At 33.7% G+C, this 24,207-nt stretch carries 27 protein-coding genes; 8 read left to right on the forward strand and 19 right to left on the reverse strand.

What is annotated here, in order from left to right; all coding sequences use genetic code 11:
* Positions 1 to 57: 57 nt before the first annotated feature.
* Positions 58 to 639: a YdcF family protein gene (locus CDZ89_RS12875; protein ID WP_157842734.1), complete on the reverse strand. Its 582-nt coding sequence runs from the start codon at positions 637 to 639 to the stop codon at positions 58 to 60.
* Positions 640 to 761: 122 nt separating this feature from the next.
* Between CDZ89_RS12875 and CDZ89_RS12880 the strand changes: the two genes are divergently transcribed.
* Complete coding sequence (locus tag CDZ89_RS12880; RefSeq protein ID WP_096154848.1) at positions 762 to 1,160, forward strand: VOC family protein; 399 nt, start codon at positions 762 to 764, stop codon at positions 1,158 to 1,160.
* A gap of 38 nt (positions 1,161 to 1,198) precedes the next feature.
* Here CDZ89_RS12880 and mug read toward each other — a convergent pair whose 3' ends face one another.
* From mug to CDZ89_RS12910, 6 genes are all read right to left on the reverse strand, one after another.
* Positions 1,199 to 1,702 carry a G/U mismatch-specific DNA glycosylase gene (mug, locus tag CDZ89_RS12885; RefSeq protein ID WP_096154849.1) on the reverse strand — a complete coding sequence of 168 codons (504 nt, stop codon included), beginning with the start codon at positions 1,700 to 1,702 and terminating at the stop codon, positions 1,199 to 1,201.
* A 27-nt stretch (positions 1,703 to 1,729) separates the two neighbouring features.
* Positions 1,730 to 2,011 (reverse strand): hypothetical protein, encoded by a 282-nt coding sequence (locus tag CDZ89_RS12890; RefSeq protein WP_096154850.1) that lies wholly within the window; start codon positions 2,009 to 2,011, stop codon positions 1,730 to 1,732.
* Between the two features lie 79 nt (positions 2,012 to 2,090).
* The gene (locus CDZ89_RS12895) at positions 2,091 to 2,369 is read right to left on the reverse strand and encodes a hypothetical protein (protein ID WP_096154851.1); all 279 of its coding nucleotides are present in this window, start codon (positions 2,367 to 2,369) and stop codon (positions 2,091 to 2,093) included.
* 531 nt (positions 2,370 to 2,900) lie between these two features.
* Entirely contained in the window at positions 2,901 to 3,638 is a 738-nt protein-coding gene (locus CDZ89_RS12900; protein WP_096154852.1) for a YwaF family protein, read from the reverse strand.
* A 25-nt stretch (positions 3,639 to 3,663) separates the two neighbouring features.
* Positions 3,664 to 4,053 (reverse strand): thiol-disulfide oxidoreductase DCC family protein, encoded by a 390-nt coding sequence (locus tag CDZ89_RS12905; protein ID WP_096154853.1) that lies wholly within the window; start codon positions 4,051 to 4,053, stop codon positions 3,664 to 3,666.
* 216 nt (positions 4,054 to 4,269) lie between these two features.
* Positions 4,270 to 4,839 carry a hypothetical protein gene (locus CDZ89_RS12910; protein WP_100333784.1) on the reverse strand — a complete coding sequence of 190 codons (570 nt, stop codon included), beginning with the start codon at positions 4,837 to 4,839 and terminating at the stop codon, positions 4,270 to 4,272.
* A 259-nt stretch (positions 4,840 to 5,098) separates the two neighbouring features.
* Between CDZ89_RS12910 and CDZ89_RS12915 the strand changes: the two genes are divergently transcribed.
* A complete protein-coding gene (locus tag CDZ89_RS12915) occupies positions 5,099 to 5,893 on the forward strand; it encodes an alpha/beta fold hydrolase (protein WP_157842735.1) in 795 nt (264 codons plus the stop codon).
* A 47-nt stretch (positions 5,894 to 5,940) separates the two neighbouring features.
* Here CDZ89_RS12915 and CDZ89_RS12920 read toward each other — a convergent pair whose 3' ends face one another.
* Entirely contained in the window at positions 5,941 to 6,306 is a 366-nt protein-coding gene (locus CDZ89_RS12920) for a hypothetical protein (protein ID WP_096154856.1), read from the reverse strand.
* A gap of 353 nt (positions 6,307 to 6,659) precedes the next feature.
* Between CDZ89_RS12920 and CDZ89_RS12925 the strand changes: the two genes are divergently transcribed.
* Positions 6,660 to 6,926 carry a hypothetical protein gene (locus tag CDZ89_RS12925; RefSeq protein ID WP_096154857.1) on the forward strand — a complete coding sequence of 89 codons (267 nt, stop codon included), beginning with the start codon at positions 6,660 to 6,662 and terminating at the stop codon, positions 6,924 to 6,926.
* A gap of 322 nt (positions 6,927 to 7,248) precedes the next feature.
* On the opposite strand, the gene CDZ89_RS12930 is transcribed toward CDZ89_RS12925, so the two are convergent.
* Positions 7,249 to 7,686: a hypothetical protein gene (locus CDZ89_RS12930; RefSeq protein WP_141395209.1), complete on the reverse strand. Its 438-nt coding sequence runs from the start codon at positions 7,684 to 7,686 to the stop codon at positions 7,249 to 7,251.
* A 123-nt stretch (positions 7,687 to 7,809) separates the two neighbouring features.
* Between CDZ89_RS12930 and CDZ89_RS12935 the strand changes: the two genes are divergently transcribed.
* Positions 7,810 to 9,240, forward strand: a complete 1,431-nt coding sequence (locus CDZ89_RS12935; RefSeq protein WP_096154859.1) for a sodium/glutamate symporter — start codon at positions 7,810 to 7,812, stop codon at positions 9,238 to 9,240.
* 51 nt (positions 9,241 to 9,291) lie between these two features.
* On the opposite strand, the gene CDZ89_RS12940 is transcribed toward CDZ89_RS12935, so the two are convergent.
* The 3 genes from CDZ89_RS12940 to CDZ89_RS12950 all read right to left on the reverse strand — a co-directional run bounded on the left by CDZ89_RS12940 (position 9,292) and on the right by CDZ89_RS12950 (position 11,361).
* Positions 9,292 to 10,269 (reverse strand): acyltransferase family protein, encoded by a 978-nt coding sequence (locus tag CDZ89_RS12940; RefSeq protein WP_096154860.1) that lies wholly within the window; start codon positions 10,267 to 10,269, stop codon positions 9,292 to 9,294.
* A 168-nt stretch (positions 10,270 to 10,437) separates the two neighbouring features.
* Positions 10,438 to 10,704 carry an HPr family phosphocarrier protein gene (locus tag CDZ89_RS12945; protein WP_100333785.1) on the reverse strand — a complete coding sequence of 89 codons (267 nt, stop codon included), beginning with the start codon at positions 10,702 to 10,704 and terminating at the stop codon, positions 10,438 to 10,440.
* Positions 10,705 to 10,914: 210 nt separating this feature from the next.
* On the reverse strand, positions 10,915 to 11,361 hold the full coding sequence (locus CDZ89_RS12950; protein WP_100333786.1) for a TlpA family protein disulfide reductase: 447 nt from the start codon (positions 11,359 to 11,361) through the stop codon (positions 10,915 to 10,917).
* Between the two features lie 296 nt (positions 11,362 to 11,657).
* On the opposite strand from CDZ89_RS12950, the gene CDZ89_RS12955 reads away from it, so the two are divergent.
* Positions 11,658 to 12,086: a hypothetical protein gene (locus tag CDZ89_RS12955; protein ID WP_096154863.1), complete on the forward strand. Its 429-nt coding sequence runs from the start codon at positions 11,658 to 11,660 to the stop codon at positions 12,084 to 12,086.
* A 374-nt stretch (positions 12,087 to 12,460) separates the two neighbouring features.
* On the opposite strand, the gene CDZ89_RS12960 is transcribed toward CDZ89_RS12955, so the two are convergent.
* Positions 12,461 to 13,702 (reverse strand): PLL family lectin, encoded by a 1,242-nt coding sequence (locus CDZ89_RS12960; RefSeq protein ID WP_100333787.1) that lies wholly within the window; start codon positions 13,700 to 13,702, stop codon positions 12,461 to 12,463.
* Between the two features lie 131 nt (positions 13,703 to 13,833).
* Complete coding sequence (locus CDZ89_RS12965; protein ID WP_096154865.1) at positions 13,834 to 15,132, reverse strand: NCS2 family permease; 1,299 nt, start codon at positions 15,130 to 15,132, stop codon at positions 13,834 to 13,836.
* Between the two features lie 273 nt (positions 15,133 to 15,405).
* Here CDZ89_RS12965 and CDZ89_RS12970 point away from each other — a divergent pair, with 273 nt between their 5' ends.
* Positions 15,406 to 15,636, forward strand: a complete 231-nt coding sequence (locus tag CDZ89_RS12970) for an IDEAL domain-containing protein (RefSeq protein WP_096154866.1) — start codon at positions 15,406 to 15,408, stop codon at positions 15,634 to 15,636.
* A gap of 70 nt (positions 15,637 to 15,706) precedes the next feature.
* Here CDZ89_RS12970 and CDZ89_RS12975 read toward each other — a convergent pair whose 3' ends face one another.
* Complete coding sequence (locus tag CDZ89_RS12975; protein WP_096154867.1) at positions 15,707 to 15,922, reverse strand: hypothetical protein; 216 nt, start codon at positions 15,920 to 15,922, stop codon at positions 15,707 to 15,709.
* A gap of 388 nt (positions 15,923 to 16,310) precedes the next feature.
* On the opposite strand from CDZ89_RS12975, the gene CDZ89_RS12980 reads away from it, so the two are divergent.
* Complete coding sequence (locus tag CDZ89_RS12980) at positions 16,311 to 17,465, forward strand: aminotransferase A (protein ID WP_096154868.1); 1,155 nt, start codon at positions 16,311 to 16,313, stop codon at positions 17,463 to 17,465.
* Between the two features lie 54 nt (positions 17,466 to 17,519).
* On the opposite strand, the gene CDZ89_RS12985 is transcribed toward CDZ89_RS12980, so the two are convergent.
* The 4 genes from CDZ89_RS12985 to CDZ89_RS19960 form a co-directional block, all read right to left on the reverse strand.
* Positions 17,520 to 18,638, reverse strand: coding sequence for a S8 family peptidase (locus CDZ89_RS12985; protein ID WP_100334303.1), 1,119 nt, complete (start codon positions 18,636 to 18,638; stop codon positions 17,520 to 17,522).
* A 394-nt stretch (positions 18,639 to 19,032) separates the two neighbouring features.
* Entirely contained in the window at positions 19,033 to 20,382 is a 1,350-nt protein-coding gene (locus CDZ89_RS12990; RefSeq protein ID WP_096154869.1) for a sodium-dependent transporter, read from the reverse strand.
* Positions 20,383 to 20,647: 265 nt separating this feature from the next.
* Positions 20,648 to 22,474, reverse strand: a complete 1,827-nt coding sequence (locus tag CDZ89_RS12995; protein WP_096154870.1) for an ATP-binding protein — start codon at positions 22,472 to 22,474, stop codon at positions 20,648 to 20,650.
* A gap of 346 nt (positions 22,475 to 22,820) precedes the next feature.
* Positions 22,821 to 22,997, reverse strand: coding sequence for a hypothetical protein (locus CDZ89_RS19960; protein ID WP_176483740.1), 177 nt, complete (start codon positions 22,995 to 22,997; stop codon positions 22,821 to 22,823).
* Between the two features lie 145 nt (positions 22,998 to 23,142).
* Between CDZ89_RS19960 and CDZ89_RS13000 the strand changes: the two genes are divergently transcribed.
* Complete coding sequence (locus CDZ89_RS13000) at positions 23,143 to 24,012, forward strand: NAD(P)-dependent oxidoreductase (protein WP_096154871.1); 870 nt, start codon at positions 23,143 to 23,145, stop codon at positions 24,010 to 24,012.
* Positions 24,013 to 24,207: the final 195 nt, after the last annotated feature.

Below are 24,207 nucleotides of genomic sequence, written 5' to 3' on the forward strand. Positions count from 1 at the left end.
ACTCCCTTTCATTTCTCTATTAATAGTTTACAGGAATGTGAATTACATTTCTATTGTTTACCTATCATAAAGGTATGATTTAATAACAGCTATGTATTCTCTACTCCATGATTTAGGTTTAGCGACAGTTGGGGTTTTGGCTGGAATGGTGTATGGATGTATACCTAACCGTTTAGCAATAAAGCTTGCTCTAAATAGATGAAAATCATTACTTACAATACCAACTGAAGATCCTTCACTTATATATTCATTAGAGTACGAAAGATTTTCTAAAGTGGTAGTAGATCTTTTCTCCTCTATTATTCTTTCTTCTGCTATCCCATTTTTCACAAAATATCTTTTCATCGCTTCCGCTTCCGTAATGGTTTCGCCAGGACCTTGTCCACCAGATGCAATGACATACGTATTTGGATTTTCTTGTAAATATTTCAAAGCTGCTTCTACTCTATATAGCAAGGCAAGAGACATTGTTTCGCCATGTAACCTCGCACCAAGCACAACGATGTAATCTAAATCATCTGGCGGTTGTTTATTTGCTGTATTGCTAATAACTAAATGAATTGTTAATACATATATACTACAAAAGATTACGAGTGGGATTCCTATTACTTTAATAAGTTTTAATAACTTCTTTTTCAATGGTTCTCCTCTTCTCAACCGTTCTACTATTCTAGTATATATCATGCTCCCATAATCTGTAATATCAACTTTCAAAAATATTCAAAAATATGATATTCTTTTTTAAAAAGGAGTGCAGGATTATGATTCATCATATTGAAATATACGTATCTGACTTAAAAAAGAGTCGACTGTTTTGGGATTGGTTGTTAGGAGAAGAACTAAACTATGATAAATATCAAGAATGGGAATTAGGTGTTAGTTGGAAGAAGAATGAAACATATATTGTGTTTGTTCAAGCTGAAGCAAAACATTTAGGAATTCCATATCACCGATGCCGTGTTGGATTAAATCACCTTGCTTTTCACGCACAATCAAAACAACAGGTTGACGAGCTAACAACTAAATTGGAAATGAAAGGCTACACCGTTCTATATAAAGAGAAGCACCCATATGCTGGTGGACCAAATTATTATGCTGTATTCTTTGAAGACCCTGATCGAATGAAAGTAGAGTTAGTGGCACCAAAGGATTCGCAATAGCACAAAGGATGAATCTATTTAGCAGATTCATCCCTTTACTAGAATAAATTATGAATTTGCTTATATATATCGGTAATCTCATCTATACTCATTCTAACTAATCCGCTTGAAGAAGGTGCTACAAAATCAATCGTCCCTTTTACGATGGAAACATCTTGTCTTCCCCATGGAACAGATTTTTTTTGCGCAAATTGCTCATAAACACCTTTTCCAACGAAACAAACTACTTTCGGCTTGTACTTTTCTATTTTCTCCTTTAGGATAACTCTTCCTACCTCATACTCTTCTTTCGTAATGTCAGTTGCTGCTTTGGTTGGCCTAGCCACAATGTTTGTAAGCCCACATTCAAACTCGAGCAGCTTATAGTCTTCTTCACCTTCTAATAAGATTGGCGTAATATTAGCCCTGTATAAAACTTTCCAAAAACGATTAGTTGGATTTGCGAAATGATGACCTGTTTCGCCTGACCGAATGCTAGGGTTGAATCCAACAAAAAGGATATTCAAATTATGTTTTAAATGGTCTTGAATTTCATCAAACATTTTGTTCCTCCTACTAACCGTATTTATTTACATGTTTCCTTTTAGTTTTTTTATAATGTATATAGATGTACCTGAAATGAGTCCAATACCCATAAAGAGAAAGCCAATAATTCCAACATCTAACCCAGTCCATCCTCTAATAATGAAAACTGCGATTGTCAGTAAAAACGTTCCAATTTGAAAAAACAAAAAGGGTACTATATAAATTTTGTTATAAAAAAACACTTTCACCTTAAACCAACCGTATATGGAAGAAATGATACTTACAAATAAAATTGCATATAAAACTACATGTATAAAAGTTTCCAAGTCCTTCACCCTCAACCTTTTTATTATATTTATTATAAAGAAAAGAAAAATAGAAAACCACCGAAATGGTGGTATTTGATTATGGACTTTTAAAATCAGGAAAATCGAAAATCCATTTCATCCAGAACGATTGCATCCTTGACTGCAATCTCTCGTACGTTGTAAATTCTCTTATATAGCTTTGCTTAAAAACGTATGGAGTATTTCCAGACTCTTCAAGTTGGATATACTGTTCCTCTAACACTTCCATTTTATCTATTTGAGTCTGGATACTTGTGTACGTTAAACCAGCTAATAGTCCATAGAAAAACAATAATATGAACGAAAGCAACAAAAGCATATGACGAATTTCTTCCACTTATTAACTCCTCCTTCCTTAATACAAGTTATGTATGAAGGAGATCATTTGACAGAATATTTTACGAAATATTTACAGAAATATTTCAATTATTACAACATAATACTTACTTAACCTTGTTTCTATTATGTTTCATTAGTAAAATAAGAGTTAGTGAATATAACCGAAGGGACAAGAAAACATGCAAATTTTAATTGATATTGTAATAGTAACAGCGTTCGCCTTTATCTTTTTCGGAGCATATAAATTCATTAAGAGTAAGCTTATTAAATAAAAGGTTGTGTTAAAGCTTAGTGTTGATATTTATATACTTACCTGTTGATTTCCGTGCAAGGCTGAGACTCCTGCGGGAGAAGCGGGAGACCCCACAGGCGCTTGCGCCGAGGAGTAGGTTTTTTCACGACAGTGAAAATAACCTTCCTTTTTACCGCCCGCGGAAAGCGAAGCCTTGCACGGAAATCAACAGCAACCTTTAACATAGCCAAATAAAAAAGAAAGGTGATGGCAAATTAAACTTGCCGGCACCTTTCTTTAGTTGCTTTCTTGTTGTTTCTTAACATTTATACTCTTTTTCCAAATGGGGGAAAAAGGGAGATATAGTAAGAAGAATACTACTAGTACAACTGCTTGTAAGGATAAGATATACCACGGGTATGGACCTAACAAATCAATTAAACTAGGGTTTTCGGGTTTTCTTGCTAAAAACATGTAGTTTCCTAATGTCCACTTATTGATTAAAAATACAAAGGCAGCGACTATTTGTAAACATAAGAACGCTTTCCACAAGGAAGAAAAAGTTATTTTATACTTTTCCACCCAAACCATATATAACACTGCTAAAATAATACAAATATGAGCAATAAAAAAATGTAAAAATCTAAAATGAGGAAAGTCAAAAAATAGTTCTGGAGTAAGTAACGCTTGAGTTGCTCCACCTAACCCTAGAAAATAAACCATTTCAAAAATAAGTTTCTGTTTGAACAGGAGCATCCATACGCATAAATAAATACTAATGGAACATAATTGAAACGGTAATGTATACATAACGTTCCAATAATCTGTTGAGAAATACCAAATATTCAATCCAAGCTCCGTGATAATAAGTAATAGTAAAATCGCCCACCTTATTTTCGACTTCATCCACTTTTGTTTTCTAAAGATATACAATAATGAGATAAGTATGCACATAACACCAAGTACAACAATATGTGAAGTTGAAAAAAAGATAGAACTATTAGAGGCATTACTCGGATCAAAAAAAGGATTCATTTTTATCTCCCCACTTTTACAAATTCTATTCTAGAAAACGCTCTCTCATTTCTTTCGTTGGAAGCATACATTCTTCCTTCTTTCCGAACCATTTGTATCTATTCCTGGCTATAAATTTATAAATTAAATCGCGAAGTTTTCTTGGAATGACGATAAAAATAAAAAACAACTTCCATCCACCGTCCAGCTTTTTAGCTATATGCAGGGCAGCATCTGAAAAATAATACAGCTGGCCATCACGAAGTAAAACAACACTATCCACCTGTTTTCCATGATGTTCTTTAAGTATTCGTTGTCCTCTATCACTCTGTAAAGAAGCAAAATAAAACTCTCTATCTTTATCCCTTTTAAAAATAAATTTAACAACACCATTACACATATTACAAACACCATCAAAAAGTACAATCGAAGGCATTTTGCCACTTCCCTTGTTTTAATAATATTCTCTATAATTTATCTTATCCCATTTGGTACAAATTTTTCAAAGTAGGTTCTTTTAAACACGCTGTTGATTTCCGCGCAAGCCTCCTCGGCTTCGCCTGTGGGGTCTCCAGTCCCCCGCTACTCCCGCAGGAGTCTACGACTTGCGCGGAAATCAACCGCTTGAAATGTATTAATAATAAAAACTACCTTATCTATTTTGTTGTCTTTTATATTTTGATAAATATTGAAATGATTCTATTGAAGATAAATATTTTGCTACTTTATTAACATCATCTATTGTAGCATTTTCTTTTTCTTGACGTGTCTGTTCTGAATATAACATAGCATGTACAGTCTTTATATCCTCATATAAATACTCTAGCATTACTCCCATTTCTTCGTTATACTTTCCATCTTTCCAAATGCCATCTACCTCATTAGAATTAATTATCCCCCCGTATAAAACGAAGAGTATAATATAACTAGCCCCATAACCTCTATATAGATCCTCATTAACATAGACACCTGACCTAGTTATATGTTCTAGCTCTCTAGCTTTCTGATCTATAATTTTAACATTTTGTTCTGTTAACTCATTAGTTGGATCATTTACTATTTGCTCTATTGAATATAGCAAACCATCAATCGAATAGTACAAATGGTTAACATATAGGCTTAATTGTCTTTTTTCCCACTGATTTGTTTCGTATTGTTTAAAGGTCAAAAAAATAACACTTAAAGACAATATAATGATGGAAATATTTTTCCAATTCTTCATGCTAAATCCTCCAAAATTTTACGATTTTTCCAAAACAAATATTAACACAACAACTTTTTGTATATATTTAGTTATTTTTCTATTATTTAGTAAGAAGTGGTTTCTTTTTCATAGATTGTAAGAAAATATTCATATTTTCCTAGTATGATAGGTTGAGAAACCTATACAATTTTGTGTATACTGTATACTAAATGTTTTAAAATTATCAGTAAGGGTATTAAATATCGTTTATATAAACTTAATGACAGTGAGGTTCGCTATGCACTATAAAACAATAAAACATGCAACTTCAAAAGAATGGATTATCTTTTTACACGGTTTCGGCGGAAACGCCTCCATTTTTTATAAACAATTAAAACCACTAAGAGAATCTTATAATTTATTATTACTTGATTTACCTGGGCATGGAAAATCACCATTTATAGACGGTGCTAATCTATTTGAATATGCTTCAGAGCAAACCGTTAAAGTGATGGATCAACTTAAAATAAAGTCTGCCCATTTTATCGGCATATCTTTAGGAACAATTATCATGCAAGAGGTAGCTATACTTGCACCGGAAAGAATTAAATCGATGATACTTGGTGGTGCAACACCAAAGCTAAAAAAATGGGGAGAGGTTCTCGTTAAGCTTTCTATGCTTTATCCTGTACGAACTATTTTACCTCATATGGTGCCTTATAAAGTATTTGCTAGAGTTCTTTTACCTAAAAAAAATCACTCTAATTCTCGAAAAGCATTTGTGAAAGAAGCATATAAACTTTCAAAAGAAGCTTATATCAGTTGGATTCATTCAGGATTGAAATGCTTTAAGACCTATGAACAATTAATGAAAACGAAAAATACGATTCCAAAGATTTATATCTCTGGCTCGGAAGATCATATGTTTTTAGATAATACCGTAAATTATGTAGCAAATGAAGATAATTCCATTATGGAGATAATCCCTAATTGCGGACACGTTTGTAACATTGAACAAAGCGATGTCTTTAATGAACTTTGTCTAAACTTTTTAAAGAAGGTTCAATTAAATGAGACGAGTAAAGCAGTCTAGCTAATGCTATGGCTGCTTTTTTTGATTGCCTCAGTAACTATAGTAAACTAGCCATCTAGCAAATTCACATATTTCTTTTTGGACTCTCCCTCTATTACAATGATAAAACTATCTCTTCCTTCTGCACGATAAATTTCAGTGCCAACGGGAAGGTGAGTAGAAGTTCCATTTTTAAAGTTCCTAGCTCTTTTTGTTTGTTTGGTCACTTTTCCAATCTTTTCACCTTGCTCAAGATCAATGTTTTCTAACCATTCCACATCCGTAATATATATTTTTTCTTCCCACATTAATATATTTGCTTCGGGAAAAAGTCGTAAAATATCTCTTGCTTCTGAATTAGCTTGTTTACTATAACTACTTAGTGAAATTACTATTAATACGATAAATGCAAAAGAAAATATGTATTTTTTCATTATACCAGTCCCCCCATAATATTAGACGAAGGAACTTACAAAAAGTTACAAAATATTGAAGAAGATTAATAAATTATTTTAATTTCGAAAAAATTGTGTCATATAGATACAATTACTTGTCATAGTAAGAAATTCCAATTATAATGAGGATGTCTTAAAAGACTTTGCATTTTTTTGACACACGAGGTTTGCCCCTCCACTTTATGCAAAGTCATGTTTTAATCCCTTTTTTTGACTTAGGATGGAGTAATCTATCCTAAGTTTTTTTATGATTTCATACATATCTCTCTCGATTATTGTGTAAAATAATAAAACATTATTTTTACTTTAGAAGAATACGGAGGCATGTAAGAATGGGTTTTCTTTCAACGGTACTGTTTTTTCTACTTTTAACTTTCCTCATTTTTTTTGGAAGCTATTGTTTAACTCATCTCTTTCAAAAAGTATCTTTCCTCACACTACTTCTTTTTTCAGCTACGTTAACGATACTCTTTAGTGTATTAGCAAAATTAACACATATATTACCTACCCTTATTTCAATGGCTACTTTAGTTGTCATTATTGGTCAATGGTCTTTTCATAAACTAACACTTTCTAAAAAAGATACGAAGCAAGGATGAAAAGGTGCAGATTCTCTAATCAGAAGAGCCATCCTCTTACAGGGACTCTTCTTTTCTTTTTAGCTATATAAAGCTTATGGTTGATAATTAAATACTAATCCTGTTGATTTCCGTGCAAGGCTGAGACTCCTCGAAAATGAATACGCATTTTCTTACGAAGGATGTGTCGCTTCGCAACCTTCCTTGTGCTGCGGGAAAAGCGTGGAGCGGGAGACCCACAGGCGCTTGCGCCGAGGAGTAGGTTTTTTCACGACAGTGAAAATAACCTTCCGTTTTACCGCCCGCGGAAAGCGAAGCCTTGCACGGAAATCAACAACGAACTTTAACATAGCCTTCTATTTATACATGTAAAAAATGTATAAATAGCTAAAATACCAATTAACAACCCATTCATTTCATAGTAGATTAACATTTTAGATTGTGTTAATACTAACTCTAAAGCATTAGAGTTTCGAAATGTGATTAGAGGTAAGATAGATAGAAGCAATAATGGTAACGACCAACTGAGAAATTTCATTCGATTAAAACACCACTCTCCCTCTTTCCATAACACTTCTTTTAATAGATGAGGTATAGAAAAATACATTCCTAATACGTAGGAACAAATAACAGTAAAGACAATATAAGGATAATAGGAAAAATTTGATATACTATATAAAGACACGTCTCTTTGTAGCTTGACAGCTAACCATAATACAAAAAATGTCATAAAAGCATATAGTACATATCCAACAGTTGTAATTTTTTTATTTGTCATCATAATCCCTTCCTTTCATAACAACATATGCACACTTTTACCATTGTATTTATGTTTAAAGAAGTTTTGAGAGGGAATGGAAAAACTGAATTATACATAGAAAAAAATATTTAAAGGAGGATTTTTTTGAGTGCAAATATGATCGGTTTTAGTTTTGTCGTTTTAGGAATATTATTAGTTTTAGGAAAGATCATTCGTGTAAAAACACCACTTTTGCAAAGATTATTTTTACCTAGCTCTATTATTGCAGGTATAGTAGCTTTGCTAGTTGGACCAGAAGTTTTAGGAAGAATAATAAATCCTTTTATTGATGAAAGTTCGTTTTTTTATGATGGCGTTTTTCCTTTATTCATTTTAGATGTATGGCGGACTTTACCTGGTTTATTTATCAATATTGTTTTTGCTGCACTTTTCTTAGGGAAAGTTGTACCTAATTTGAAGAAAATATGGTTAATAGCTGGACCTCAAGTTATTATGGGACAAACCGTTTCTTGGGGACAATACGTTGTAGGGTTACTATTAGTAATTTTAGTTTTAACACCTTTTTTCGGGGTCAATCCGCTAGCTGGGGCTCTCATTGAAATTAGCTTCGTGGGCGGGCATGGAACAGCAGCAGGGTTATCAGGGACTTTTCAAGATTTAGGCTATGCAGAAGGTGCTGATCTTGCGGTAGGTTTAGCTACTATCGGTATTATTTCTGGTGTCATTATTGGCATTATCTTAATTAACTGGGGGGCAAGAACTGGTAGAGCTAAATTTGTAAAAAATGCTGATTCTCTTTCAGAAGAAAAACAAGAAGCAATAGTTGAACTAGAAGAGCGGGAAATGGCAGCAAAAGAAACGAAAAGGACCGAATCGATTGAACCGCTAGCTTTTCATTTAGGAATAGTTGGTGTTGCTATCGCTCTAGGATATGTGTTGCTTGAACTATTAATATTATTAGAGAGAGTAACATGGGGAGCTTGGACAGGAACATACCTCTTTCCGTACGTCCCACTTTTCCCACTTGCAATGTTTGGCGGAATGCTCATTCAGATTTACTTAGATAAGACTGGTAAAGCAAGCTACATTAATCGAGAAATTGTTAATCGAATTTCTGGATTTTCATTAGATGTTTTAATCGTTAGTGCTCTTGCTTCCCTTTCGTTAGCCGTAATAGGAGATAATCTTGCTCCGTTTCTCATTTTAGCAACTGCGGCAATTATTTGGAATGTTTTCGCTTTTGTTGTGCTAGCTCCACGAATGATTCCTCAATATTGGTTCGAACGTGGAATTGGAGACCTAGGGCAGGCGATGGGAATGACAGCTACTGGACTATTATTAATGAAAATTGCCGATCCTGAAAATAAGTCTCCTGCATTAGAAGGGTTCGGATATAAACAACTTTTGTTTGAGCCGTTTGTCGGCGGAGGGCTGTTTACCGCTGCATCATTGCCGCTAATTTATCAATTCGGACCAGTGGCCATTCTAATTTTCGCAACAATCGTTATGACAATTTTCTTACTAGTCGGTTTGTTTTACTTTGGTGGAGGCAAGCCAGTACAAAATAAAGGCTAGTGTGTTATGAATGGTAAAAGGGATGACTAGGCGTCATCCCTTTTATTATAATCACATCGATTTTCTTAGTGCTTGAAATGGTTTAGAAACTAGAAATACGATTAGCTTATTCCCTGTAAACCAAGTAACAAAAATACTCAATAAGAAAAGTAGAAGGTAATCAAAAACGGACTGAATGGATTGGCCAAAGTTCGTTTCAAAAACCCATTTAATGATAAATCCATGTAGTATATAAACATAAAACGAACGTTGTCCGATAGCAGTGTAGAACCTCTCTTTTATCGGCACGACTGTAAAGAAAGAAAAAGTTATAAGTAAACTAATTGTATACATAACTAACCGAATTACGATATCGATCATCGAACTTGAAGTATATGTGCCATATAGAATGGATGCTCCAACTATATTACCCAGTATAAAATACACCACAGTAAAAGAAATAATTAATGTTCCTACTGCAGGTACTAACCATTTCTTCTTTTTTATTTCCTCGAAAGCAGAAGTATTAAACAAATAATAACCTATTAAAAAGAACGGAAAAAAATTGAACGTTCGGTCTAAGCTTAAGAACCTGTCAGGTACCTCGATAAACCCTGCAGAAATACCAATAATAATGGAGAGTGTTATTGCGTATGCAGGTCGTAATTTAGTGAAAAGAGGTAAAAGTAATTTCCATGCAATCATACTAAGTAAAAACCACATTGCCCATCGTGGAGTAAAATATTGTAAAGTAAAATCAGTATTCGAATACAAGTTGTTATAGTAAACTGTGTAAACCGTTTGTAATATTAAATACGGAAAAAGTAATTGAGTAACTATTTTGGTATAGTACTTTTTCTTTTGAAAGTTTTGGCTAAAGTAACCAGCTAATAAAATAAAAGCTGGCATGTGAAATATATAAATAAAATGATAAATAGCTCCTAACCATTCCTCATTCCCTCGATACGGGGATATTACGTGTCCTAATACAACTAGGAAAATGAGGATAAACTTTGCATTATCAAAAAAAGCGTTTCGGTTGTTAACCATCTTTTTCCTCTCCTTTTTAATAGGTGTGTTCCATTCTAGTACGAAAAACTATTCGAAGAGATGTAATTAAAGATGACTGTATTGTAACTGGAAAATTCCACAATAACGATATACGAAAAAAAGGAAAAGAGGAGCAAAATGCCCCTCTCTTCCTTAACCGATTTTTTATTAACTTAAACTTATTTCATTTTTCAATAAAGATGAAAGAACTTCTACCGCTTCTTTTTCATCTAATCCTTCTGCTTTTATCGTTATTACATGACCGTTTGAAATACCTAGGGAAAGCAAACCCATAATACTTTTTGCATCTATCGTAGCAGTATGCCTGACGACTTTTATGTCTGATTGAAACTTATTAGCTTGTTGTACAAAAAAATTAGCAACGTTTGGAAACAAATCTTCATTCAAAGTGATAGTAATTTGTTTAGATACCATTCGCCTCTCCGCCTTCATTCTAAATTATTATATCGTATGTTATTTGTGACAACTGTTTAACAAATAATAATAAAATGGGCGGAAACAGTATCATTACAAACAAAACAGAAATATTACAGGAGTGTTAAAGGTGCCAGGCACCTTTAACACTCCTGTAATAAAAAAGGGAGAAGCAGCTAGTTAGCTTTTTCTCCCTTGTTGCATATTTGTTTATTTTTCTTCTTTGCCTAATACTCTGTTTAAGCGTTTCTTTAGCATTTGCATTCCTGTTCCACCAGCTTGGAAGTGACGAAGTTTTCCTTCTTCATCAAATACATAATAAGCTGGAACGTATTTATTTTCAAAAGCATCTGTTAATTTATGTTCACTATCAACAAAGATTGGTTGTGTAATATCGTGTCCTAAAGCCATTGAACGAATTACTTCAATGTTTAAATCATCTTCTGATCTTGGCATGTGAACAGCAACCACATTTAATTCATCGTCATAGTCATCACGTAGTTCATTGATTTCTGGCATAGCTTCTTTACACATATAACAGCTTACCGACCAAAAATGAATTAATGTAGCTTTCCCCAATAGCTCGTCCTTTGTCACCTCATCATTTATCCATTCTGTAGCACCATTTAATTCTGGCATTTCTTCTCTTAATTTCATTACATACATCTCCTTACAACAATTATTAGTTCACCTTTAAATTAGAATAATTATTATTTAATATAGACTTTATTATAAATCCATCCTTCTCCCTTGTCAACTAGATTATAATAATTTTAAATAAATAATAAAAATAATATGCTCATGAACGAATTCATGGTTCACTAAAAGTTTCATCTAAAACATTCCGTAATATTCTTATTGATAATTAAAATAAACATTCTACATTTCTTTCGTATGAAAGACGATATGTCATTTCATACTAACCATATATAGAACCGAAAGGGATGTTTACTATGAATGAAAAAAAACTAATGATGACCATTAGCATTTTACTTATGTTAATTATAAGCACTTCCTGTTCACCTCGAGCAGATAGGGGGGGACCAGATGCGGTAACGAATACGATGTATGATGGTCAAAGACCAACTAATAATGAAGTAATAATTGGAGCTAAAAATCATGCCAAAATTGATCTTGAAGACAAAATAAACCCTAAAAGTTTTTATACTAAAGAGGAAGGAAAAGAACTTGTTAGAAAACATATTAATTTACAACCAACAACTGATTCTAAAATTACATTTGAAGGTTTGGATGGAAAACTTTATGTTTACCATGTATACGATGAGATTACAATAAACAATGAAACAAATAAACTTACAAGAGGTTGGTATACGGTAAATCCAAATAAAGGAGAAGTAAAAATACATTATCGAAATGAGTAAGTTCCATTTCCTTATATATGAGTACTAAACAAACGCATTTATAAAAATTGCTCACATAACAAACGGGAGAGTATGTATTTCTAACTCTCCCGCTTTCTTTTTATCGGTAGTGTAATAAAAACATTAGTACCTCAATCAAGTCCATAATTACGGTTCGTTTAATGAAAAACGAATATTTTAGTGAAATACAAAATAATATGTTCGTTTATTAAAGTGTATAAATACAGAATTCGATGCTATCATTCGTTTTTCGTATAGTAGTCATACATTATGAAACGGACTCACCTACTTGAACTGTGCTCAGGTCAAGACAACTACATTTTTACTATCTTGTGCATGCAGAATATGGTGAAATTTTTATCATTTTTTGAAACTTAGTCTTTCCATAAGTGTAAAAGTTCATTGTTCTCTCCTCGAGCAAATACATCTAAGCGACTTTGGCCCCAGGAGACGGCAGTTGGCTCAGAGGAAAGTTGGCCACCTATTTGCTCCCACTCACTCCAACGCTTTCCATTCCAATTTTTATAAATCAACTCAAAGTTTTCTCCACGAGCAAACACATCTAAACTATTTACACCTTTTGAAGCAACACTAGGACTGGAGCTTAAAGTACCTCCAAGGTTCTCCCAGTCGCTCCAACTGCTTCCGTCCCAAGATCTATGAATTAAATTTTGATTACTTCCTCTTGCAAATACATCTATTCTATTTGGCCCCCATGATACAGCGCCGGGAGCAGAAGTTAAAGTGCCACCCAGACTTTCCCAATCACTCCATCTTGTTCCGTTCCAATATTTATGGTACAACGTTCGATCTGTTCCTCTCCCAAAGACATCTAATCTATTAGTAGACCAAGAACTAACAGCAGGGGATGAAGTGAGTACACCTCCAAGTGTTTCCCAATCATTCCACTTTTCGCCATCCCACCATTTATGAAGGAGAGCTTGATTCTCCCCTCTTGCAAACACATCTATTCGATTTGGCCCCCAAGACACTGCAGCAGGAGAAGAAGTGACTGGCCCACCTAATACTTCCCAGTCGTTCCACTGCGCTCCATCCCACCACTTGTGAATAAGTTCTCTATTCGTTCCACGAGCAAATACATCCAGTCGATTTGCTTCCCATGAACTTGCAGATGGTCCTGAGGTTAGCTGTCCCCCTAAACTCTCCCAATCGTTCCATTCTTTCTCAGGTGAATAGTCTAAGTTTTCTAATGTTAATCTAAACCCACGTTTTGTTATTTGTTCAACTTCAGTACTTGGTACACGATAAGATTCTAATAATTGAACTACCCACGAATTTTGATTTTTAAATTTATCCCATAACTGATTAACTTTTTGATTGGTTGATCCAGATACACTCTTTGCATTTACTACTGTAAATAAGACCATCTGTTGAATGATTGTTCTAGCAGTTAATCGATTCATATTATATTCCATTAACTTTGCATAAATTGGCTCTAGTTCATCTTGTATTACTCCCCACACCTTTTGAAAAACTGGTTGAAACTGTCTGTAAAAATGTACATGTTCAGCATTCGAACTACTTTGATTTCTATGGTTGGTAGGATATTGCTGATAATATTGAGGGGAATGATAATACGGATAATAATAATACATCCCAACTTCCCTCCTCTTTTTAATAAATAATTAAACTTCTCCACTATTAACATATGTATATGAATAAACAAAAAATGAATGAATTTAAAAAACCGCATGAGAATTTATCTCATACGGCTTCGTTTTATTTATTAATGTGCAGGAAAAAAGATCATTTGAATTAGGAAGATTACTCCGAATACGTAAATTAACGGATGTACTTCTTTTCCTTTCCCATTCACTACTTTTAAGATTGGATACGTAATAAATCCGATAGCAATTCCTGTAGCGATACTGTACGTTAATGGCATTGCTAAAATGACTGCAAATGCAGGAAACGACTCGTCAAAGTTTTTCCAATTAATTTTCGCTAAACCTTCCATCATAAAACATCCTACTATAATTAAAATTGGCGCAGTAATTGCTGGTAAAGAAGAAATAGCCATAATAGCAGGTGAGAAGAAAAGTGCCACTAAAAATAAAAGCCCTACGACAACAGAAGTTAGTCCTGTTCTTCCTCCAGCTGCTACACCAGAAGAAGATTCAATGTACGCACAAGATGGGCTTGTCCCTAGTGACGCTCCAACTGTTGTTGCTACGGCATCCGATAAAGTTGCTTGTTTTGTACGAGTAAGTTTCCCATCTTTCATTAATCCAGCTTGTTCGGATACTCCAACTAATGTACCCGTCGAATCAAATATCGTAACAAGAACAAACGCAAAAACTACTGCATACAATCCATTTGCAATAACCCCTTCAACTGCAACTCCAATAGGGATAAACTCTAAAGATGGGGGTAAAGAAAACACACCGTCAAATTGTAACATATTAAATGCAAAGCCAATAATAGCAGTTGTTAACATCCCTAAAAATAATGCACCAGTTACTTTTTTAACCATTAACACTAGCGTAATTAATAAACCAGCAATTGACAATGCAGCAATTGGATTAGTAAGGTCTCCAAGGGTCACTAATGTTTCGGTACTAGGTTGTACAATACCAGCCATCTGCAAACCAATAAATGCAATAAATAACCCTATCCCAGCCGTAATACCGTATTTTAGCGGATCTGGTATTGCTTCAATTAAAAGTCTTCTCAATTTCGTTAGACTTAAAATAATGATAATAATACCAGCTAAAAACACTGTACCAAATACTGCTTCATATGTTAAACCTTGCGTAATTACAACACTAGTAAAATAAGCATTTAAACCCATACCAGGTGCAATAGCTATCGGATACTTTGCGAAAAGACCCATCATTAATGTTCCAATTGCAGCAGCGATGATTGTTGCTACAAATACTTGCTCAAAGGGAACTCCTGCAGCTGAAAGAATAGCAGGATTTACTATAACGATATATACCATAGTCAAAAAGGTAGTGAAGCCGGCTATTATCTCTGTCTTAACGTTCGTTCCGTTTCCTTTTAAATCAAAATATTTTTCTATCAATGATGACATCCCCCAAAATCCGAATATAAAAACCAAACACAATCTATAATATTCGTTTTTTATGCATTATTCAATAGAATATGTAAAAAAACTTCTTTAATCCATTAAGTTTTATTTTTTTTATTTCGGGTATTAATAAATATCAGAAAACAAACAATAATTCGTACTTATTTTAGAAAAATCTAAATATTCTAAAAATAACACTTCACAAAGAAGCTTTATTATACGATAATAGGAGTAAGAAAAAAATAACCTTTAAAGGGGGCAAATCAAATGCATAAACATTTTTCATTCTATCGTGAGCAAACAACAACTCATAACGACATTGACATGACGAAGGAAGAAAGGGCAGCCCAATTAGTTGTGGATCAATCCATATTTTCATTCCACAAAGCTAGACTAATGAAGGAAATTGATAACGCCCTAACTGAAGGTAATAAACCAATATTCCTTGAACTTTCAAAGCAATATAACGAATTAACGGAAAAATATGCTCATCTGTAAAAAAACAAAGAAGCGGTTTGTATACCCGCTTCTTTGTTTGTGTAATATTTCCCCCCTAATCCAAACACACTCATTCTGAATCAGTAACATTTTCCTGCTCGCGTTCCTTCCATTCCCTCTCTCTATACAAACAACATTCACACTTTTTCTTTTTACTTAAATCTGTTCTTACTAGATAAGCAAGTACACCTATGACTAAGAACGATACAATTCCACCGTCTTGTAAAATAAGATCTTCTGCGTAATGTTCAAAGAGGCGAATCCAAATTTCAAATATTAACTCCATTTTCTCTTCCCCCTTCATAAAACGGATTCCAACAGACAGCAACTGTATACCCATGTTGAAAGGAGTTCTAAATCGAAGAGCTACATTTAATAGTTAGAATATTCTGTATTTAATTTCTATCATACACCACTTGTAATATTTTTCCTATCCAACTTGTATCATATTTTTCATAGGACTAACATAGTAAGTTTTCATTAATTCATCGAACATACGTCTGCAATAGGTAATTTGTATTCCCTCAGGCTACCTGTTTATATTACTCTACTGTTGCCGTACCTCTAAATAAAAATAACAGAATCCTTTGGACATCTAAAAAAAACTAATCTATACTTTTATTTATTAGATTAGACGCTGTAATAGATTGAATTTACTAAAGGAGTAGTAGCTTATGGAGCATTTACTAAATCACCATGTTAAAAACATTGAAATTTCTGGAATTCGAAAATTTTTCAATTTGGTTTCCCAATATGAAGATGTACTTTCTCTTACAATTGGTCAACCTGATTTTCATACACCTGAACATGTAAAAGACGCAGCAAAAAACGCAATTGATTCCAATAAAACTACTTATACTCATAACGCAGGAATTATTGAATTGCGTGAAGCAATTTCTGCATTTGTTCAAAAAAAATATAGACAAAAATACAATCCAAACAAAGAAGTTATTGTGACAGTTGGGGCTAGCCAAGGAATTGACATTACCTTTCGAACAATATTAGAGCCTGGTACGGAAGTTATTTTACCTGGACCTGTATACCCTGGCTATGAGCCGTTAATTCGATTATGCGGAGCCTCTCCCGTTCATGTAGATACAACAGAAACAAATTTTCTTTTAACAGCATCCCTACTAAAGTCATACATAACTGAAAAAACTCGTTGCATCGTACTTCCATATCCTTCTAACCCTACAGGAGTAACATTGCCGAAAGAAGAGTTAGAAAAGATAATACAATTACTCGAGGACAAAGATATATTTGTTTTGTCAGACGAAATTTATAGCGAACTAGTATTTAACGGAACTCATTGTTCAATTGCAAATTACGCTTCCATGAGAAATAAAACCATTATTATAAATGGTGTTTCTAAGTCTCACTCCATGACTGGTTGGAGAATTGGTTTTGTTTTAGGTCCAGAATATTTAATGGAACAAATGTTAAAAGTTCATCAATATAATGTTTCTTGTACATCTTCTATTTCTCAGTATGCTGCTATCGAAGCACTTACGGTAGGTATAAATGATGCGGATGCAATGAAAAAAGTGTATGAAGAAAGAATGGAGTATGTTTATAATCGTCTAGTAAACATGGGAATCGACGTGATAAAGCCGAGTGGTGCATTTTATTTATTCCCTAACATTGAAAAGTACGAATTGAGTTCTTTTGATTTTGCGTTAAAGATGGTGGAAGAAGCAAAAGTTGCGGTCGTTCCAGGAAGTGCTTTCTCTTCATTCGGAGAAGGTTATGTAAGATTGTCCTACGCTTATCATATGGATCTTCTAGAAGCAGCAATGGACAGAATGGAAAACTTTATAAAGCAACTATAAACAAACGAAAATGCCATGATTTTCTTTTTAAAAAAATCATGGCATTTACTATTATTATTGTAATGCTTTCTCTACGTTTATAACACCGTTACCGTAATAGAATGGATCACCTAAGTAAGTAGCTGTGTTTTTTAATCTATCACGAATCTGTGATGCAGAAAGGTTCGGATATTTAGCTTTAATTAACGCTGCGGCACCTGCTACATGTGGAGATGCCATTGATGTACCATTATATGAAGCATAACCTCCACCTGGTACTGTACTTAAAACACTTACACCAGGAGCCATTACTTCTAGTTCAGCACCTACGCTAGAGAATGATGCACGGTTGTTGTTAGAATCTACTGCACCAACAGCTATTACTGAACTATATCTTGCAGGGTAGCCCATTGTATTCTGTCTTCCTCTCGTTCCACTATTACCTGCAGCTGCAACTACAACAATTCCGCTAGCATAAGCATTATCAACCGCTTGTTGTAATGCTGTAGAACCAGAACTACCTCCAAGGCTCATATTAATAACATCCATGTTGTTAGCAATTGCCCATTCAACACCTTGTGCTATTCCACTTAACGTTCCACTTCCTGAAGCACTTAATACTTTAACTGCATATAAATCCGCATTATATGCGACTCCTACAACCCCGATTGTATTGTTTAGTGCAGCTACAGTCCCAGCTACATGTGTACCATGGCCATTCGTATCAACAAGTGCATTTGGCTCTCCAGATACAAAACTTGCTCCGCCTTTTACATTTAAGTCTGGGTGACTAGCATCAATTCCAGTATCAAGAACTGCAACTTTCACACCAGAGCCAGTAATGTTGGAACTGTGTGCTTTATGTGCATTAATATGTGTAATACCCCAAGGAGTAGTTTGTGCATAAGCTTGAACTTGTTTATCCTCATCTACAAATTCAATGTTCGGATTGTTTTTTAAAGCTTCTGCTGCTTTTTCTGGCAGTGACACATGCAAAACGTTCATATATTGATATTCATGATGTACACTACCACCTAGTGAGTTTACTAGATTTTTAGATTGATTCGTTACTTCCGTTTTAAAACCAACTAAGTAATCTTTCTTAGTTACACCATTCTTCCCACTAGCTTCAACAGATCCGATTGCTAATGATAAAGCTAAAATTGTGATACAAACTACCGATAATACTTTCATCCACTTCTTCAACACTACACCACTCCTTGAAATTTTTTAATAATTCTTAACATTAGAACTATTACCCAAGATATTAACATAGAAAACCTATTTCACCTATTGGGAAAGTAAGGTCAAAAATTGCGTAAACATTTCACTTTTTGACTTGCACTTTCCCAATAGAAGATAATGTAATATTAAGAAAAAATTAGTGAATTTTCTCTTTAGAACCAAGAGTGTATTGGAGCGGAAGGCACTGGACTCCTTGCGGTACATAGAGGAAGGAGTGAGACCCCTAGACGGTACGAAGAGGAGGCTCACCTTCCTCCCGCGGAATGGAACGAACAAAAACAAATCGATGCGTAAATAACAAAAACTTAAAAACACTGAAGCCAAATGCGCTTCAGTGTTTTTGTTAAGAATTTATCCTTAATGAATATATAAATACTATTAATATACCAACTGGTACGATATATCTAATTGTTATATACCAGATAGTAAATAACGATTTTTTCGCATTAGATCCTTGAAAAAATTCATTTTCTAAAATGTTTTTCGGTACCCTGAAGCCTACAAAGATAGAAATAAGAAATGCCCCTAGTGGTAGCGCGATATTACTTACAAAAAAGTCTGCAAGGTCAAAAATCGTTAAACCTAATATCGTTGTATCTGAAAGTAAACCAAAAGATAAAGCAGATGGAATACCTATTATAAATATGATAAAACCACTAACCCATGAAAGTCTTTTCCTTTTTTCTTTATTACCTTTAATAAGAGCAGCAACTATTATTTCTAATATGGAAAATGCAGAAGTTAGAGTTGCAAAAAGTAACAAGATTAAAAATAAAACTAAGAAAAACCCTCCAAAAGGTAATTCATTAAAAACTGCAGGCAAGACAACAAACACTAATCCTGGACCTTCATCCGGTTGAAGCCCTAGGGCAAAAACAGATGGAAATATCACTAATCCTGCTAATATAGAGATAAAAATATTCAAACTAACGACAGAAGATGTCGATTTAATTAAGTCTTCTTTTTTCGATAAGTAAGAACTATATGTAACCATTGTAGAAATACCAACACTAAGAGCAAATAAAGACTGCCCTAATGCCATTAATATTGTATTGGATGTTATTTCCGAGAAGTCAGGATGCAAGAAGAAAACAATCCCTTCCCACGCTCCTTCTAATGTTAACGATCTAAACAATAGTATGACAAATAAAACGAATAATAATGGCATTAATACTTTACTTGCTTTCTCAATTCCGCTTTTAACACCTAGCTGAACAACTAAAATCGTTATTAGCAAGAAAATCCCTTGTGCCACAACCGCTTCTATCGGATTAGAAATTGTATTATCAAATAAATTCCCGTATTGTTCCATCGTTAAGTTAGACATGTGACCTTGAACGCTTTTACTTAAGTAAGTAATGATCCACCCACCAACAACACTATAGAAAGAGAGTAAAATAAAAGATGCTACTACTCCTAAAATACCTATATATTGCCAGTGTCCTCTATTATTCGTTAATTGCTTGTAACTCGATACAGCATCTTTTTGCGAAGATCTACCAATGATAAACTCAGCTAATAGCATAGGGGCACCTATAACAACGGTGAAAAATAAAAAGATTAAAAGAAATAAACCTCCTCCATTTGTTCCAGCCATGTATGGAAATTTCCATATTGCACCTAAACCAATAGCTGATCCTGCTGCAGCTAAAATAAATCCAAGTTTTGAGGTCCATTGCTCTTGTTGTGACATCTACATACCCACCTATATCTTTTTAGAATATTTAATTTTTCATTCTACCTATTAATCTATCAAATGTACAGCGGAAATCTTTTGCAAGTGAATCAATTTCATAATTACGGTTCGTCTAATGAAAAACGAATAGTTTAGTGATATAAAATAATATGTTTGTTTATTAAGGTGTATAAATACAGAATACGATGCTATTATTCGTTTTTCGTTTAGTAGTCGTACATTAATGAAACGGACTCAAGTGTTAAAGTAATGTAGTTCTTACTTAATTAATAGGTAAGTGAATATCAAACTTGGTCCCTATCCCTTTTTCACTTGAAACGGACACAGAACCTCCATGGTTTTTAATAATATTATACGTAATCATTAACCCAAGACCCGTTCCGGTATTTTTAGTTGTAAAAAAAGGTTCTCCTAGTCTATTAATCATTTCTTCTGGGATACCTTCACCTTGATCTACTACAGAAACAAGTATACATTCATTTTCTAGCTTTGAAGTTATTTTTATTATTCCACCGTTATCCATTGCTTCGATACCATTTTTCAAAAGGTTTATAAACACTTGTTTTAATTGATTTGGATCGGCTTTGATTTTTGCTAATTTACTAGCATCATCTACTACTAGCTCAAACCAAATATTACTTAATATAGATTGAGTTTCTAATAGTGTTGTTACATCTTTTAAAATGGATTCAATAGAAACTTCTTCAAACTTTACTGCATTAGGTTTTGCTAATAACAAAAGCTCACTTAAAATTAGTTCAATTCTATTAAGCTCAGAGTCAATGATAGGATAATATTCTTTTTGAGTTTCTGCTTCTTTCTCTAATAATTGAAAGAACCCTTTAATTGCTGTTAACGGATTTCTAATTTCATGAGCTATTCCTGCAGCAAGTTGTCCAGCGACAGTAAGCTTCTCTGATTGTAGAACAAGCTCTTCTGCTTTTTTACGTTCTGATATATCACGAATAATTACTTGAAGTGCCTTTTTTCCTAAATATGTAGTAGGAATTGCAACCATCTCTGTATGGAGTATATTCCTTTTATTTGTATTCCAAATTTGTTCAAAAACTGGTAATTTTATGGTGGGGGTTTGGTCTTTCGCACTTACCCATATGTTTAAAAATTGCTCCATGTCTATGTTGTTATAAACTGTTTTGCCAACAATATCACCATAATTGTCTGCTTCAAACATTTCTAACCCAGAGTCATTCATAAATACCCATCCATCTTCACAAATTACTCCGATCGTATCAATTGAGTTTTGTACGATTGTACGGAATCTTTCTCTACTTCTTTGTAAGATTTGGTGGAAATTTTTCCTGTGTGAAATGTCAATTAATACTACAAATGAGGCAGCTTTCCCATGAAAAGTTGTAGGATTAGCGACAACTTCTAAATCGATTGATTTCCCATCAAAACGATGCCATTTTTGCTCCATTAAACCAACCTTATTACCATTTTGAATAGAGCGTATACGTTGCTGAACTATATCATGATAGTTTCGATCGATAAATTGCAATACAGAGTGCCCTAATACCTTTGACTTGCTTGTACTACCTAATAGCTTTACTCCTGTATCATTAATGTATTTAATACAACCATCTACCGTTATTAGTACACCATTAGGTAAAGTATCTAACAAAACAGATGGTGAGAAAATGTCTTCATTCGTTTCTTCTATTTCAATGTCTTCACCTATTAGCAATTTTTCTGATACTTCATTTTCATATGTAGGTAAAGTTAAGTGGAGTAATACTTCCTTTGAATGGTTGTCTTTAGGAGAATGTACACTCTTTATTTCAGCGTCTAACCATATGTATTGATGATTCTTTATTTTAAAACGAAAAGAACATTGAGATTGAAGTGAAGATTGATAAATTAAACTTTCTATTAAAAATAAATCTTCTTGATGGATAAACTTTTCAATCTGATAACCGATTATTTCATTCACTTTATAACCTAGGATTGCTTCAGAAGTAGAACTAATATATTGGATACTACCGTTTCTTGATAAAACTAATACAATATTTAATTGTTTGACCATATTTGCTAATTGTCGATCTTTTGTTTGCACGAAATAGTTTTCCACTGCTTCTACTCCCCTCCTATCATTAGGTGGTAATTCATTAGATGGTTATTTTTCTATTTAACTGAATCAATTTCTCATTTTCTGTTCGTTTAGTGAAAAACGAATGTTCCGTTTATTATAATTAAATAACGTTCAATATAAAACGTTAATTAGAATAAAGAATAGGTTTAATATTCGTTTTTCGTTTAGTAATTGTACATTATGAAACTCACTCAACTAGTTATAATTAATTATACATGAATTTGGTTGTTTTTTCTAAATATTTTGTAAAATCTATAAGAATAGTAGAATATTAAATTTCTTTTATTAAAGCTCATCTCATTTTTGATGAGAGAGCTTTTTATCGTTATCCTTTAAATTGCCCGTTATTTTTTGCTGCTTTTTCTTTTTTGGCTTTTTCCTTATGCTTTTGATTAGCGTTTGCACTACCAAACTCATGGGAAAACTCAGAGTCCATTACACTTGAATCAAAACCTTTTTTATTCTTTTGATCAGCATCTTTCTTTTGTGCTTTTTTCACCATTTGAATTCCTCCTTTACAATGTAGTCTAAGGTAGTTTTTCACAAAAATGTATCCATATACTCTATCGTTGAACATATACAGTTAAATGAAACATAGCTATAATTGATAAAGAACCATTATGAAAATTAAGGGGATGAATTTCAAAATGAATAAAGTATTTTCCACTATTACCTTTATTGGAACTGGTGTTATGGGTAATAGCATGGCAAGTCATTTACTTCTTGCAGGGTATAATGTTCATATATATACACGCACAAAAGAAAAAGCCAATAATTTAATTCTTAAAGGTGCAAAATGGTTTCATTCACCGAAAGAAGCCGTACAAGAGGCTGATGTAGTTATTACGATGGTTGGTTATCCATCTGATGTTGAACAAGTATACTTAGGACAAGATGGAATTGTTCAACATGCAAACACAGATACTTTTTTAATTGATATGACTACTTCCACCCCTACTTTGGCAAAGGAAATTTTTGAAAAGGCGAAAGAGAGAGGGTTAAGAAGTTTAGATGCTCCTGTTTCTGGTGGTGATATCGGTGCTCGTGATGCGAAGTTAACAATTATGGCTGGCGGAGATGAAGGAGATTTTCATGCTGTTGAATCTTTATTAAAGCATTTAGGTACTAACATTGTGTATCAAGGTCCTGCTGGAAGTGGCCAACATACGAAGATGTGTAACCAAATTGCTATTGCAACAAATATGATTGGGGTATGTGAAGCACTAGCCTATGCAAAAGCAGCAGGATTGAATCCAGAAAACGTTTTGAAAAGTATTTCTGCAGGAGCTGCGGGTAGTTGGTCATTAAGCAACCTTGCACCACGTATGATTAACGGAAACTTTGAGCCTGGTTTTTATATTAAACATTTTGTAAAAGATATGAAAATAGCTATTGATGAAGCAGAAAAAATGGACATACCTGTACCTGGATTGCAATTAGCAAAAGAACTGTATGAAAAACTAATTGTACTCGGAGAAGAAGATAGTGGTACACAAGCACTTTATAAATTGTGGTGATTTTTTTATGAGGCTGGAAAATAACTAAATATTAATCTTTAAAGCCGAACTATTAGTGTCAGGATTTTATACCGCAGATGATTGGAGTGCAAACCTTCACTTTCCGCGGGCGGTAAAAAGGAAGGTTATTTTCACTATCGTGAAAAAACCTACTCCTCGGCGCAAGCGCCTGTGGGGTCTCACTTAACACGCTTT

The organism is Bacillus alkalisoli, assembly GCF_002797415.1.
Lineage (GTDB): Bacteria > Bacillota > Bacilli > Bacillales > Bacillaceae_I > Bacillus_CD > Bacillus_CD alkalisoli.